Annotated in this window: 11 protein-coding genes; 7 read left to right on the top strand and 4 right to left on the bottom strand. The window is 51.0% G+C overall.

Annotation, left to right across the window (positions count from 1 at the left end):
* Nucleotides 1-129 precede the first annotated feature (129 nt).
* The 7 genes from BUB86_RS11680 (at nucleotide 130) to BUB86_RS11650 (ending at nucleotide 6,966) form a co-directional block, all read left to right on the top strand.
* On the top strand, nucleotides 130-1,005 hold the full coding sequence (locus BUB86_RS11680) for a M48 family metallopeptidase (RefSeq protein WP_073209713.1): 876 nt from the start codon (nucleotides 130-132) through the stop codon (nucleotides 1,003-1,005).
* A 109-nt stretch (nucleotides 1,006-1,114) separates the two neighbouring features.
* Nucleotides 1,115-2,518, top strand: a complete 1,404-nt coding sequence (locus BUB86_RS11675) for an aminopeptidase C (RefSeq protein ID WP_073209711.1) — start codon at nucleotides 1,115-1,117, stop codon at nucleotides 2,516-2,518.
* On the top strand, nucleotides 2,511-3,218 hold the full coding sequence (locus tag BUB86_RS11670) for an SDR family NAD(P)-dependent oxidoreductase (protein WP_073209709.1): 708 nt from the start codon (nucleotides 2,511-2,513) through the stop codon (nucleotides 3,216-3,218). Before BUB86_RS11675 ends, BUB86_RS11670 begins: the two co-directional genes overlap by 8 nt.
* 10 nt (nucleotides 3,219-3,228) lie before the next feature.
* On the top strand, nucleotides 3,229-3,672 hold the full coding sequence (locus tag BUB86_RS11665) for a GAF domain-containing protein (RefSeq protein ID WP_073209707.1): 444 nt from the start codon (nucleotides 3,229-3,231) through the stop codon (nucleotides 3,670-3,672).
* A 261-nt stretch (nucleotides 3,673-3,933) separates the two neighbouring features.
* Nucleotides 3,934-4,983, top strand: coding sequence for a ketol-acid reductoisomerase (gene ilvC / locus BUB86_RS11660; RefSeq protein WP_073209705.1), 1,050 nt, complete (start codon nucleotides 3,934-3,936; stop codon nucleotides 4,981-4,983).
* A gap of 54 nt (nucleotides 4,984-5,037) precedes the next feature.
* The gene (locus BUB86_RS11655; RefSeq protein ID WP_073209703.1) at nucleotides 5,038-5,505 is read left to right on the top strand and encodes a MaoC family dehydratase; all 468 of its coding nucleotides are present in this window, start codon (nucleotides 5,038-5,040) and stop codon (nucleotides 5,503-5,505) included.
* Nucleotides 5,506-5,514: 9 nt separating this feature from the next.
* Nucleotides 5,515-6,966: an amidophosphoribosyltransferase gene (locus BUB86_RS11650; protein WP_073209701.1), complete on the top strand. Its 1,452-nt coding sequence runs from the start codon at nucleotides 5,515-5,517 to the stop codon at nucleotides 6,964-6,966.
* Here BUB86_RS11650 and BUB86_RS11645 read toward each other — a convergent pair.
* From BUB86_RS11645 to BUB86_RS11630, 4 genes are all read right to left on the bottom strand, one after another.
* A complete protein-coding gene (locus tag BUB86_RS11645) occupies nucleotides 6,963-8,903 on the bottom strand; it encodes an ATP-dependent DNA helicase RecQ (protein ID WP_175549494.1) in 1,941 nt (646 codons plus the stop codon). The genes BUB86_RS11650 and BUB86_RS11645 overlap by 4 nt on opposite strands.
* 124 nt (nucleotides 8,904-9,027) lie before the next feature.
* Nucleotides 9,028-10,755 carry a single-stranded-DNA-specific exonuclease RecJ gene (gene recJ, locus BUB86_RS11640; RefSeq protein ID WP_073209699.1) on the bottom strand — a complete coding sequence of 576 codons (1,728 nt, stop codon included), beginning with the start codon at nucleotides 10,753-10,755 and terminating at the stop codon, nucleotides 9,028-9,030.
* The gene (locus tag BUB86_RS11635) at nucleotides 10,755-11,960 is read right to left on the bottom strand and encodes an aminopeptidase C (RefSeq protein ID WP_073209697.1); all 1,206 of its coding nucleotides are present in this window, start codon (nucleotides 11,958-11,960) and stop codon (nucleotides 10,755-10,757) included. Before BUB86_RS11635 ends, recJ begins: the two co-directional genes overlap by 1 nt.
* An 18-nt stretch (nucleotides 11,961-11,978) precedes the next feature.
* On the bottom strand, nucleotides 11,979-13,379 hold the full coding sequence (locus BUB86_RS11630; protein WP_073209695.1) for an aminopeptidase P family protein: 1,401 nt from the start codon (nucleotides 13,377-13,379) through the stop codon (nucleotides 11,979-11,981).
* Nucleotides 13,380-13,443 lie beyond the last annotated feature (64 nt).

Here is a 13,443-nt window from a genome sequence, read left to right as displayed (position 1 = left end):
CATTCTATTTTGGGGGCATTCCAGCGGGGATGCCTCTATTTTTATGCTTAAAATTTGCAAGTATCGAAAATTTTTATTTACTTTGCACTCGGAAAAGTATATAAACCATTAATAATAACAAAAAGACGTATGAAAAAGGTTAAGTTTTTTATCATGTCGATGGTAGCCGTATTGTTGGTTAGCTGCGGTACCACTAACACAGTGCCCATCACAGGGCGTAAGCAGAGACTGATGGTTTCAGATGGTGAGGTTCTTACGCTCTCAACCCAACAGTATCAGGAGTTTATGAAGTCTGCCAAGCTCTCTACCAATGCTACTAATACTGCCATGGTAAAGCGTGTGGGTACTAATCTTGCCAATGCTGTGGTAAACTTCCTTAACGAGAACGGCATGCAGAATGATGTACAGAATTATCAATGGACATTTAATCTGGTGGCCGATAATCAAGCTAATGCTTGGTGTATGCCTGGCGGACTGATTGTGGTTTACGAGGGGCTGCTGCCAATTACAAAGGACGAAGCTTCGCTTGCCATCGTGCTGGGCCACGAGATAGCTCACGCAGTGGCACGTCACTCAGCCGAGCAGATGAGCAAGCAGATTCAGCAGCAGTATGGTGTTCAGGGTGCAGGTGTATTGGCTAGCATTCTGGGTGTTGGCGATAATACCATCGCCCTTGGTCAGGCTGCAGCTGCACAGGGCCTGAGTTTCTTGAACCTCAAGTACTCTCGCGACAATGAGAACGAGGCCGACCATCTGGGTCTTATCTTCGCTGCTATGGCAGGCTACGATCCAAGCGTGGCAGTATCGTTCTGGGAGCGTATGTCGGCAGCTAGTGGTAATAAGAGTACAGCCGAGTTCCTGAGCGATCACCCATCTGATGCTACACGTATCAAGAACATCCAGGGATGGTTGCCTGAGGCTCAGAAGTATTACAAGCCAAAGACTACCACCACAACTACCAAAAAGACAACCACCAAGAAAACAACGACAAAGAAAAAGAAATAGGAATAAAAAGGAATAAAAGGGACGTATGTTCTGCGACTTCATCAAGGGGTGGGGTAATGTCCCTTTCACTTCCCTTTCACTTCCCTTAAACTTCAATTTAAATTATAATATGGTAAACAAATCAGTTTTAATCCTTTTAGCAGCCTGCGGCCTTTCGGCTCAGGCTTTTGCACAGGGTGGGGGCATTTCGGCCCAGATGTTACAAGAGATTCAGAAAGAGCAGAAGCAGTGTGGTAAGGAGCGTGTTATCGCCAATGCCGTCTATGGCATGAGTATCGATGCGCTGGCCAAGAACTACAAGGCTGCTGCCACACCTATCGACACCCACTTCTCAGTAGAAACCCGCAAGCAGAGCATCACCGACCAGAAGTCGTCAGGTCGCTGCTGGATGTTCAGCGGTCTCAACGTGCTGCGTTCTAACTATATGGCTCATGCCGACTCTGTCAGCATCGAGTTCTCGCAGGCCTACCTGTTCTTCTGGGATCAGTTGGAGAAGGCCAACCTCATGCTGCAGGGTGTTATCGATACTGCCAAAAAGCCTATCGACGATCAGCGTGTGCAGTTCTTCTTCCATTCGCCCATCGGCGATGGCGGTACCTTCTGCGGTGTAGCCGACTTGGCACCTAAGTACGGACTCGTTCCCTCTGAGGTCATGCCTGAGACCTTCACCAGCGAGAATACCTCAAAGGCTCGCAGCCTGATTTCGTCAAAGCTTCGTGAGTTTGGTCTCCAGCTGCGCGATATGGTTGCCAAGAAGAAGAGTGCTGCTGATATTCAGAAGGCCAAGACTCAGATGCTCACTCAGATCTATCGCATGCTCAAGCTTACACTGGGTGCTCCAGTCGAGAAGTTCACCTATGCCTTCCACGATAAGGCTGGTCGCCAGCTGGGCGAGGCTAAGGAGTACACACCACTCAGCTTCTACAAGGAGGTGGTTGGCGACGATATCAAGGGCACCTTTATCATGGTGATGAACGACCCACGTCGTGAGTACTACAAGACCTACGAGGTAGAGTACGACCGCCACACCTACGATGGTACCAACTGGCGCTATCTCAACTTGCCTATGGACGAGATTGAGCAGCTGGCTATTGCCTCGCTCAAGGATGGTCGCAAGATGTACAGCTCTTACGATGTAGGCAAGCTCCTCGATCGCAAGCGCGGCTATGCATCGCTCGATAACTTCGACTACGGTTCAGTCTTCGGCACCACCTTCGCTATGGACAAGGCACAGCGCATCAGCACCTTCGATAGCGGCTCTACCCATGCCATGACGCTGACTGCTGTCGACCTCGACAAGCAGGGCAAGCCCATCAAGTGGAAGGTCGAGAATTCTTGGGGCCCTTCTAACGGCCAGCAGGGCTGCATCATCATGACAGCCGAGTGGTTCCGCGAGTATATGTTCCGTTTGGTTGTCAACAAGAAGTACGTATCCGAGAAGCTCCTGAAGGCTTACAACACTAAGCCTGTGATGGTTATGCCCGAGGATCCATTGTTCCTGCCCGATGAGTAAAGCAATCGTTATAGGAGCCTCGTCGGGTATAGGGCTTGAGGTAGCCCGCCTGCTCATCCAGCGTGGCTGGACGGTGGGAGTAGCTGCCCGCAGGGTTGACCTATTAAATACCATTGGCGCTGCTGATGTCGAGATGATCGACGTTACCAGCGCCAATGCTGATTCTAGTCTCATGGCTCTTGTAGAGCGCATGGGAGGTATGGACCTGTTTTTCTACGCCTCGGGCATAGGTAAGCAGAACCGCGAGTTGGCAGCCGATATCGAGCTGGCCACACTCCAGACCAATGGCGTTGGCTTCACCCGTATGGTGGGTGCCGCCTATCGCTATTTCGCCCAGCAGGGTAGGGGCCACATCGCCTGCATCACCTCTATTGCAGGCACCAAGGGTCTTGGCCCGTCGCCTGCTTATTCCGCCACCAAGGCCATGCAGAATGTCTATCTGCAGGCTTTAGAGCAGCAAGCCCACGCTCGCGGCCTCGATATACGTATTACCGATATCCGCCCAGGCTTTGTCGATACCGCCCTGTTGGCCGGCGATTTCCACTATCCCATGATGCTCAAGCCCCAGACCGTTACCCGTGAGATCATCTACGCCATCGAGCACAAAAAACATATCCGCGTCATCGACTGGAAGTATCGCATCCTCACCGCCCTCTGGCGCAGGGTTCCCCGCTCCATCTGGCGCAGAATTAAACTATAATATAAAGATAATGAATAAAATAGAAATGTATAAGCTGCTCTGCGAGCAGATAAAGAGCCTGACACAAGGCGAGACTGACGAAGTGGCTAAGATGGCAAACATCGCGGCTGTGATACATGAGGCAATGGGATTCTGGTGGACGGGATTCTATCGCGTGAAGAACGGTGAACTGATTCTGGGGCCATTCCAAGGGCCTGTGGCTTGTATGCATATACCTTTTGGTAAGGGTGTGTGCGGCACGGCTTGGAAGCAGGGCGAGACCATCGTGGTGCCTGATGTGGAGCTGTTTCCTGGGCACATAGCCTGCAGTAGCGAGAGTCGCTCGGAGATTGTGGTGCCGGTGTGGAATGCTGATGGCGAGATATCGGCGGTGCTGGATATTGATAGTCGCGAGTTGGCTACGTTCGATGACGTGGATAAGCAATTTCTGGAAGATATTGTAAAGTACTTATGATCAGACTACCCCTGGCCCCTCCTAGCTTAGGAGGGGAAAACTGGGGGGAGTGGGGCTATCGCATAGAAAAACGCAAAAAAGCAGACTAAAATTTTGGTTATTTCGGCGATTATGCTTAATTTTGCACCCGATTTATTTAGTTAACGCCCAAGTCGCACTCTCTGAGTAGGGTGGGAGCGGACTAACAATACGACGGCTCTCGGGTAGGGCTGGCACAGTACGCAGGGATTATATTAACATCTTAAAATTATTATTGCTATTATGGCACAAATGAATTTCGGTGGCGTAACAGAGACTGTTGTCACCAGCAAAGAGTTCTCACTCGAGAAAGCACGTGAAGTATTGAAGAATGAAACCATCGCTGTGATTGGTTATGGCGTTCAGGGCCCAGGTCAGGCCTGCAACCTGCGCGATAACGGATTCAACGTGATTGTTGGTCAGCGCCCAGGTAAGACCTACGACAAGGCTGTGGCCGACGGATGGGTTCCAGGCGAGACACTGTTCTCTATTGAGGAGGCCGCCGAGAAGGGTACAATCCTCTGCATGCTTCTGAGCGATGCTGGTCAGATTCAGCAGTGGCCCACCATCAAACAGTATCTGAAGCCTGGCAAGACTCTGTATTACAGCCATGGTTTCGCCATCAACTGGAGCGATCGTACAGGTGTAGTTCCACCAAAGGATGTCGACGTGATTATGGTTGCACCTAAGGGTAGCGGTACCAGCCTGCGCACTATGTTCTGCGAGGGCCGCGGACTGAACTGCTCGTATGCCATCTATCAGGATGCTTCTGGTAATGCCAAGGATAAGACACTGGCATTTGGTATCGGTATCGGTGCTGGATATATGTTTGAGACCACCTTCGAGCGTGAGGCTACATCAGACCTTACTGGTGAGCGCGGCTCGCTGATGGGTGCCATTCAGGGACTGCTGCTGGCTCAGTACGAAGTACTGCGCGAGCACGGACACTCTCCATCGGAGGCATTTAACGAGACCGTTGAGGAGCTCACACAGAGCCTTGGCCCGTTGTTTGGTGCAAAGGGTATGGACTGGATGTATGCTAACTGCTCTACTACTGCACAGCGTGGTGCACTTGACTGGGCTCCACGATTCCACGATGCCATTAAGCCCGTTATGGAGTGGCTGTACTACAGCGTACAGACCGGTAATGAGGCTCAGATTACCATCGACGCTAACTCTAAGCCTGACTACCGTGCAGGACTCGAGAAAGAGTTGGAGGCTATGCGTAATCAGGAGATGTGGCGTGCTGGTGAGACTGTACGCAAGCTGCGTCCAGAGAACCAAGACGTATAACACTATAGTCACGGGGGTGCACACGCATCCCCGTGATTCATTTTAAAATATGATATGGGAAAATTAGTAATTAATTCGTACGATGAATTCGCAGCCCATCTGGGTGAGGAGCTGGGAGCTTCCGACTGGCTGCAAGTAGACCAAGACCGCATTAACATGTTTGCGGACGCCACACTCGACCACCAGTGGATACACGTAGACGTGGAGCGTGCCAAGCAGGAGAGTCAGTACAAGAGCACCATTGCTCACGGATACCTGACACTGTCGCTGCTGCCATACATGTGGGACCAGATTATTGAGGTGAACAACATCAAGATGCTGGTGAACTACGGCATGGACAAGATGCGCTTTGGTCAGCCTGTCATCACAGGCTCGAAGGTGCGACTGGTAACTAAGTTGCACAACATACAGAACCTGCGCGGTATCTGTAAGGCAGAGATTGAATTCAGGATTGAAATCGAGGGACAGCGCAAACCAGCACTGGAGGGTATCGCATCGTTCCTGTATTATTTTAATAATTAAAAAAGAGGTATGGGCGGATTTTTTGGAACCATTTCCACTAAGTGCTGTGTTAACGACCTGTTCTACGGCACCGACTATAACTCGCATCTGGGTACTAAGCGTGCCGGACTGGTGACATTTGATGAGGAGAAGGGATTCTGTCGTAAGATCCACAACCTGGAGCGCGACTACTTCCGTTCGAAGTTCGAGGATGAGCTCGACTCGTTCTCTGGCAACCAGGGCATCGGAGTAATCAGTGATACCGACCCGCAGCCTATCCTGGTAAACTCGCATCTGGGCCGTTATGCAGTAGTGACTGTGGCCAAGATCAACAACATAGAGGAGATTGCCAAGGAGCTGCTGGACAGGCGTATGCACTTCAGCGAGTACTCGGCCAACACAATCAACCAGACCGAACTGGTGGCGCTGCTCATCAACATGGGCCGCACATTTGTTGAGGGAATCAACCTGGTATATGAAAAGATAGAGGGATCGTGCTCGATGCTGATACTCACAGAGAAGGGTATCATTGCAGCACGCGACTTCCTGGGACGTACACCTATCGTGATAGGACAGAAGGAGGGCGCCTTCGCTGTGAGCAGCGAGACAACCAGCTTCCCTAATCTGGACTACAAGCGAGTAAGAGACCTGGGACCTGGTGAGATAGTATTCCTGACTGCCGACAAGATGGAGGTTCTGAAGGAGCCTTGGAAGAGAGAGCAGATTTGCTCGTTCCTCTGGGTGTACTATGGATTCCCTGCATCTGACTATAACGGCATTAACGTGGAGTATGTTCGTGAGACCAACGGAAAGATGATGGGTGAGAAGGATGAGACCGAGGTAGACTGCGTGTGCGGTGTGCCCGACTCAGGAGTAGGTATGGCGCTGGGATATGCCGAAGGTAAGGGTGTGCCCTACAAGCGTGCCGTACTGAAGTACACACCAACATGGCCTCGCTCGTTTACTCCTGGCAACCAGGAGCGCCGTTCGCTGGTGGCTAAGATGAAGCTGATACCTAACCCAGCACTGCTGAAGGACCAGCGCGTGGTGTTCTGCGACGACTCAATCGTTCGCGGTACTCAGCTCAAAGACAATGTAAAGACTTTCTTCGAGTACGGCGCCAAGGAGGTGCACTGCCGTATCTCGTGCCCACCACTGGTTTACGGATGTCCTTTCATAGGATTCACTTCGTCAAAGAGTGACATGGAACTGATAACACGTCGTATCATCAAGGATTTTGAGGGCGACGATAAGAAAAATCTGGAGAAGTATGCTCAGACCGATTCGCCTGAATACAAGCGAATGGTTGACGAGATAGCCAAGCGACTGGGACTGACTACATTGAAGTTCGCTAAGCTTGAGGATCTGATTAAGAGTATCGGCATGGATAAGTGCCGCGTATGTACTCACTGCTTTGATGGTAGCAGCTACTGCCACGAGCACGATAAGGAAGACGAGCGCCAGCTGAAAATAGATTTTTAAGATTTTGAGAGCTGGCCGTCGGCCTGACGTATGATTAACTCTTCGTCAGAAAGATAATCTAAAGCAGCATCGAGTTCGCTATCAGGCAGCTCGATGCTTTTTAAGTCTGTAATGGGGTGGGGTTTATCGTCGTTGAGCAGTTTGAGAATGGCCTCTGCGGCTGCAGTGAGTTGGGACTCAGACACCATGCCTTCCTGGCGATGGGCCAGACACACATCGCACTGGCCACAGTTGTGGTAGTTGCGCTCGCCAAAATAGCGCAGCAGCTGGCGAGAACGACACACACGATCGTTAGTGGCATAACGAATCATGGCCTGTATGCGTTCTGCAAACTGCGCCTTACGCTCCTCGTAGACGGCAGGCATAATCTGGATGTACTCCTTATCCTCGCGACGCTGGGTGTAGCGGATGTAAGGCGTCTTCTTCTGCGGAATGAAGTGCAGGATGTGGCGCTGCGACAGACTCTTGAGCGTGAGGTAAACCTGCTGAGGCTGCAGCTGGGTAACGGTGGCCAGATAGGCCTCGTCGATATAATTATAATCGGTAAACAGGCCGCCATAGTTGCGCAGCAGGGCGGTGATGACCTTGTCCTCGTTAGGACTGTTGTTCTCCAGGCGATAGAGATCGTTACGGCTCACGGTAAACATGACACGAGCCTGATTGTCCTGTTCTTCAGTGTACTCGATATAGCCGGCTCGCTGCAGAATCTTGAGCGAAGAGTCGACCTGAATCGGGAAGTGGCGGAAGGCGTGACAGAACTTATCGATGTTGAACTCGAAGGTGTGACCATAGCCTGAACCTACACCTATCTGATAGAAATAGGCCAGATGCTCATAGACCTGGCGGATGTAGTCCTTGTCAGGGAAGGTGTCGGTGATGCGCTTCTGCAGTTTGCGCTCGTCGGCATGATTGTAGAGCAGTACGGCGTAGGCCTTAAGCCCATCGCGACCAGCACGGCCTGCCTCCTGGAAATAGGCCTCGATGCTGTCAGGGCAATCCACATGTACCACCACGCGCACATCGGGCTTGTCGATACCCATACCAAAGGCGTTGGTGGCTACCATCACGCGCTGTTTGTCGTCCTGCCACTCGCGCTGGCGCTTATCCTTCTCGCAGGCATCGAGACCAGCGTGGTAGAAGGTGGCTGTGATGCCAGCCTCGTTGATAATCTCGGCATACTCCTTGGTGCGGCGACGGCTGCGGGCATAGACAATGGCTGAGCCCTTGGTGCTCTGTAGGATGTGGATGAGCTCGCCAATCTTATCGTCGGCGTGGCGAACCACATAAGCCAGGTTCTTGCGCTCGAAGCTCATCTTGAAGAGATTAAATCTAGTAATGCTAGCATTACTTGCATTACTAGCATGGCTAGAAATTCTAGCCAAGCGGACTTGGATATCCTCTACCACCTGAGGGGTGGCGGTGGCTGTAAGCGCCAGAACGGGCGCTTGGGGGATGAGCTTGCGGATATTGGCTATCTGCAGATAGGAGGGGCGGAAATCGTAGCCCCATTGCGAGATACAGTGAGCCTCGTCGACGGTGATGAAACTAATCTTCATGTGGCGAAGCTTAGTCTGGAAAAGCTCACTCGACAGGCGTTCGGGCGATACATAGAGCAGCTTGATACCACCAAAGATGGCGTTCTCGAGGATGGTGATAATCTCCTCGTGAGCCAGTCCGCTATAGATGGCTGCTGCCTTGATGCCACGACGGCGCAGGTTCTGCACCTGGTCCTTCATCAGCGCAATAAGTGGGGTGATGACGATGCAGGTGCCCTCCTGAGCCAAAGCAGGCACTTGGAAAGTGATGGACTTTCCACCGCCTGTAGGCATTAATCCAAGTGTATCGTGGCCGCTACCTATAGACTCGATGATTTCGCGCTGAATCCCGCGGAAATCATCGTAGCCCCAGTATTTTTTTAGAATTAATTGATAATTGATAGTTGACAGTTGACAATTATGATTACTCTGCTGTGATGGTTCAGCATTAGTAGGTGCATTTTCATGATCCTCCACTGTATTCATAATTATCAACTATCAATTATCAACTATCAACTATCAATTGTCAATTGTCAGCCTCTGAAGGCTGTATGTCTTCAATTTGAAGCTGTACTTCAGTGCGCTTGTAGATATTATCCTCGATAGTATAGACAATATCGAACGAGCGTTTAGATTTGATGTAACGTGCTGAACCACTCTGGCCAAAGGCTATGCCGTTAAGCACATTGCTTGACTTAGAGTCGACCAGTTCGAGTTTGATGTGCTCCTGCTGGCGTCCAACAACCTTCGATGTGCCATAGTCGTACACATTGCGGGTGCAGAACAGTGGCTTGGGGTTGTCAGGGCCGTGAGGCGCAAACTTCTTGAGGTCGTTGTGCAGGCGCTTGGTCACATCCTTAAAGTCGATCACAGCATCGATGTCGAGTGTAGCCTCAGTCTGTTCTGGCTGAATGTGCTCCATCACGTACTTCTGGAATCGGCTGCGGAACTCAGGGATATTTTCGATTTTGAGCGACAAGCCTACGGCATAGGTGTGTCCGCCAAAGTTTTCGAGCAAGTCGCGACAGCTCTTGATGGCGTCGTACACGTCGTAGCCAGCCACACTGCGGGCTGAACCTGTGGCAATGCCATTGAATTTGGTGAGCACCACCGTTGGACGGTAGTAGAGCTCAGTGAGTCGCGAGGCCACAATGCCGATGACACCCTTCTTCCAGTTCTCATCGTAAAGCACGATGCTGGCGTGGTGCTTCTGGCTCTCCAGCTTTTCTACAATCTGGTTGGCCTCCTCAGTCATCTGCTTGTCAACATCCTTGCGCTGCTCGTTATATTCATTAATGTGGTTAGCCTCGGCCAGTGCCTTCTGAAGGTCTTTCTCGACCAGCAGATCAACGGCCTCTGTTCCATTCTGCATACGGCCTGAAGCATTGATACGCGGACCAATCTTAAACACGATGTCGCTCATGGTGATTTCGCGACCAGTAAGTCCGCAGATATCGATGATGGCTTTGAGTCCTACTGAGGGGCTCTGGTTCAACTGCTTCAATCCGTGATAAGCCAGTATACGGTTCTCGCCCATGATAGGCACGATGTCAGCCGCAATACTTACGGCACAGAAATCGAGCAATGGGATGAGGCGTGAGAATGGAATACCGTTGTTCTTGGCAAAGGCCTGCATGAGTTTGAAACCTACGCCACAGCCGCACAGGTGCTTGAAGGGGTAGGTAGAATCCTGGCGCTTGGGGTTAAGAATCGCCACAGCATCGGGCAGTTCATCATCAGGCACGTGGTGGTCGCAGATGATGAAGTCGATGCCCAGACTCTTGGCATAGGCTATCTCGTCGATTGCCTTGATACCGCAGTCCAGTACTATGATGAGCTTGATGCCTTTTTCGGCTGCATAGTGCAGTGCCTTCTTACTGATACCATAACCCTCTTCGTAACGATCGGGAATGTAATATTCGATGTTAGAATAGAACTGCTGCAGGAATTTATACACCAAAGCTACCGCCGTACATCCATCCACGTCGTAGTCGCCGTAGACCATGATGCGCTCTTTGCGCCCCATAGCATCGTTGAGCCTGTCTACAGCCACGTCCATGTCGTTCATCAGGAACGGATCAATCAGCTCGTTAAGCATCGGACGGAAGAAGCGCTTAGCCGCGCTCTCCGTTTTGATGCCTCGCTGAATAAGGAGGTTGGCGAGTATCGGACTCATGCCGATTTTCTCTCCAAGCTCCTTAGCCGCCGTCTGTTGTTCTGATGTAGGTGGTTGGTAATTCCATTTAAAATGCATTAGATACCAAGCTTTTTACGAATATCAGCAGGAATAGCGTTTTTATTGATGAGGAAATCCATCGTATTTGCAGCGATGTAAGTCTTGGTCATGTACCAGATACCCTTGTACTTACCAGTCTCGCCCCAAGAGTTCTTAACCATGTAGTACTCCTTACCCTTCTGGTCCTTGGCAACACCATAGATCAGCATGCCGTGGTCGTCGGTGAGCTCCCAGTTGTCGAAACGCTCCTGGCGCAGCTGCTGTGTAGCAACAATCTCAGGAACGGTGCAACCCAGTGAGTCGATAACGTTAGCCTTCTTAGCTGGCTCCAGGCGCAGCCACTTAGCCATATCGCTACCTGTGAGTGAAACAGCAGCCTTGTTGTCGATGGCGTAAGCCAGACCATCGCGTGTGAAACCAGGCTCAGAAACGTCGCCGCCCCAAGCTACGGTATAGCCATTGTCGATAGCATTGTCGATAATGCGCATCATCTCGTCCATAGGAACGTTGTAGCTCTGTGGGAATCGCCAGTTGTCCTGTACCTCTACAGCAAATGTGGTGTAGAATGGGTGGTGGGTATAGCTGGTGATTGATACATAATCGTCGAGGTTAATGCCCAGCGAAGCCATGAAGCTCTTTGGGGTGTACTCCTTGCCCTCGAAGGTGAACTTCTCAGGGCACTTGCCAAGGTAAGCGTCGAGGATACCCTGGAATCCAACCTTCCACTGAGTTGACAGCTTCTTAGAGTCGCTCTTAGCAACAGCTGCTACGTATGGCTCGAGTAGTGAGAAGAACTCGTTGAAGTTGTTGAGTGAGTCGCCATACAGTGAACCTGCGAAAGGCATGATGCCCTCAGGAATGATACCGTGGGTCTTCATGGTAGCGAGTACATCCTCAGATGAACCGCCCTGAGCAAACTGGCAGTCGCCGTGGTAGCGAACCACCTGGATGGCACGATCCATGTAGGTCTTGTTCTCAACAAAGCTCTCGTCGAAGTTGTAAGTCTTGCCAGTAGCCTTCAGCACCTCAGCCTCGAAGAATGAGAGGGTAGAGTAGTTCCAGCACGTACCTGAACGGTTCTGGTCCTTGATGCTGGTGATAGGATTCTCCTTGATGGTGGTGAAAACTGGCTTGTTAGCGTTCTTCTCGGCACCCTTCTTCTTAGCTGCCGAAGCACTCAGAGCAACCATTGCTACGAGTGCGAGTGTAAAAATCTTCTTCATTTTCCTTTTTATTTTTTATTATTGATTATTCGTTGCCATGAACTCCTCTACATCCTTGGGGTGATAAGGAATTCGCTTGGTGCCAAGGAATCGGCATCCGTCCTTGGTAATCAGGATGTCGTCCTCGATGCGGATACCGCCAAAGTCCTTGTAGGTCTCCAGCTTGTCGAAGTTCAGGAACTCCTTGCAGTGTCCGCTGGCCTTCCACTCGTCAATGAGCTGTGGAATGAAGTAAATACCTGGCTCATCAGTAATCACAAAGCCCTCCTCGAGCTTGCGACCCATGCGCAGGCAGTTGGTGCCAAACTGCTCGAGGTTAGGACGAGTCTCCTCGTCGAAACCTACGTAGATCTGGCCCAGCCCCTCCATATCGTGAACGTCCATACCCATCATGTGTCCCAGTCCGTGAGGCAGGAACATGGCGTGAGCACCTGCTGCTACAGCCTCGTCGGTATCGCCCTTCATCAGGCCGAGTTCCTTGAGGCGTTCTGTCATCAGTCGGCAAACTGCAAAGTGAACATCCATATATTTCACACCAGGCTTAGCCACCTCGATGGCATAGTCGTGACAGGCTTCCACGATAGAGTAGATTTCCAGCTGGCGCTGGGTGAACTTACCTGATACAGGCATGGTGCGTGTGTGGTCAGAACAGTAATCGTCCAACTCGCAACCTGCATCGCAGAGTGCCAGACGACCTTCCTCTAACTTGGCTCCTGAAGGGTTTCCGTGCATAATCTCGCCATGCTGGCTGAAGATGGTGGCAAAGCTGTTACCCTGAGCCAGACTGCGGGCGATACCGTCAACCTGACCTGCGACGAAGCGTTCAGTAACACCTGGACGTATCAGCAGCTGGGCTGTGGTATGCATCGCATAACCCACCTCGCAGGCGCGCTCAATGGCCTCAATCTCCTGAGGCTCCTTGGTGGCGCGCATCTTGACTACGGCCTTGATCAGATCGAGCGAGGCGGCCTCCTTCTGCTTAGAAGGATGGATGCCCAGCAGGTCCATAATCTGGATCTTGATGTCGAAACGATAGGGGGGGAGGAAATGTTTATTGACCATTGACCATTGACCATTGACCATTTTGGTCAAATCCTTCATGGGGGCTGTCTTCTTAACGCCTACCTCAGCAGCCAGATCGGCTACTGATGGGGTGAAGCCCATCCATACAATATCCTCTACGTCGATATCATCGCCAAAGAGCCACTCTTCGTCGTTATCAATATCAATCACACCAACAAGTCCGTCGCGGTGCTGTCCGAAGTAATAGAGGAATGATGAGTCCTGCCTCATCGGGGCGTATGCGTTAGCAGGATAATTGGCTGGCGAATCGTTGTTACCAAACAAAACAATCACTCCTTTTCCAACCAGTTTCTTTAATTCCTGACGCCTTCTAATATATGTATCTTTGCTAAACATTTGTTGAAAATACGTTATTATTAATCAATTTGTCGGCAAAGATACACATTTTTCTACACATATG

The sequence above is a fragment of the Xylanibacter ruminicola genome (assembly GCF_900142525.1).
GTDB classification, from domain to species: domain Bacteria; phylum Bacteroidota; class Bacteroidia; order Bacteroidales; family Bacteroidaceae; genus Prevotella; species Prevotella ruminicola_A.
This window is presented reverse-complemented; position numbering and strand designations above follow the sequence as displayed.

Bases quoted from the DNA above. Each gene is read 5' to 3' on its own strand.
- ilvC (WP_073209705.1), top strand. From the start codon at position 3,934: ATGGCACAAATGAATTTCGGTGGCGTAACAGAGACTGTTGTCACCAGC.
- recJ (WP_073209699.1), bottom strand. From the start codon at position 10,755: ATGCATTTTAAATGGAATTACCAACCACCTACATCAGAACAACAGACG.
- BUB86_RS11650 (WP_073209701.1), top strand. From the start codon at position 5,515: ATGGGCGGATTTTTTGGAACCATTTCCACTAAGTGCTGTGTTAACGAC.
- BUB86_RS11635 (WP_073209697.1), bottom strand. From the start codon at position 11,960: ATGAAGAAGATTTTTACACTCGCACTCGTAGCAATGGTTGCTCTGAGT.
- BUB86_RS11680 (WP_073209713.1), top strand. From the start codon at position 130: ATGAAAAAGGTTAAGTTTTTTATCATGTCGATGGTAGCCGTATTGTTG.
- BUB86_RS11665 (WP_073209707.1), top strand. From the start codon at position 3,229: ATGAATAAAATAGAAATGTATAAGCTGCTCTGCGAGCAGATAAAGAGC.
- BUB86_RS11675 (WP_073209711.1), top strand. From the start codon at position 1,115: ATGGTAAACAAATCAGTTTTAATCCTTTTAGCAGCCTGCGGCCTTTCG.
- BUB86_RS11630 (WP_073209695.1), bottom strand. From the start codon at position 13,379: ATGTTTAGCAAAGATACATATATTAGAAGGCGTCAGGAATTAAAGAAA.
- BUB86_RS11655 (WP_073209703.1), top strand. From the start codon at position 5,038: ATGGGAAAATTAGTAATTAATTCGTACGATGAATTCGCAGCCCATCTG.
- BUB86_RS11670 (WP_073209709.1), top strand. From the start codon at position 2,511: ATGAGTAAAGCAATCGTTATAGGAGCCTCGTCGGGTATAGGGCTTGAG.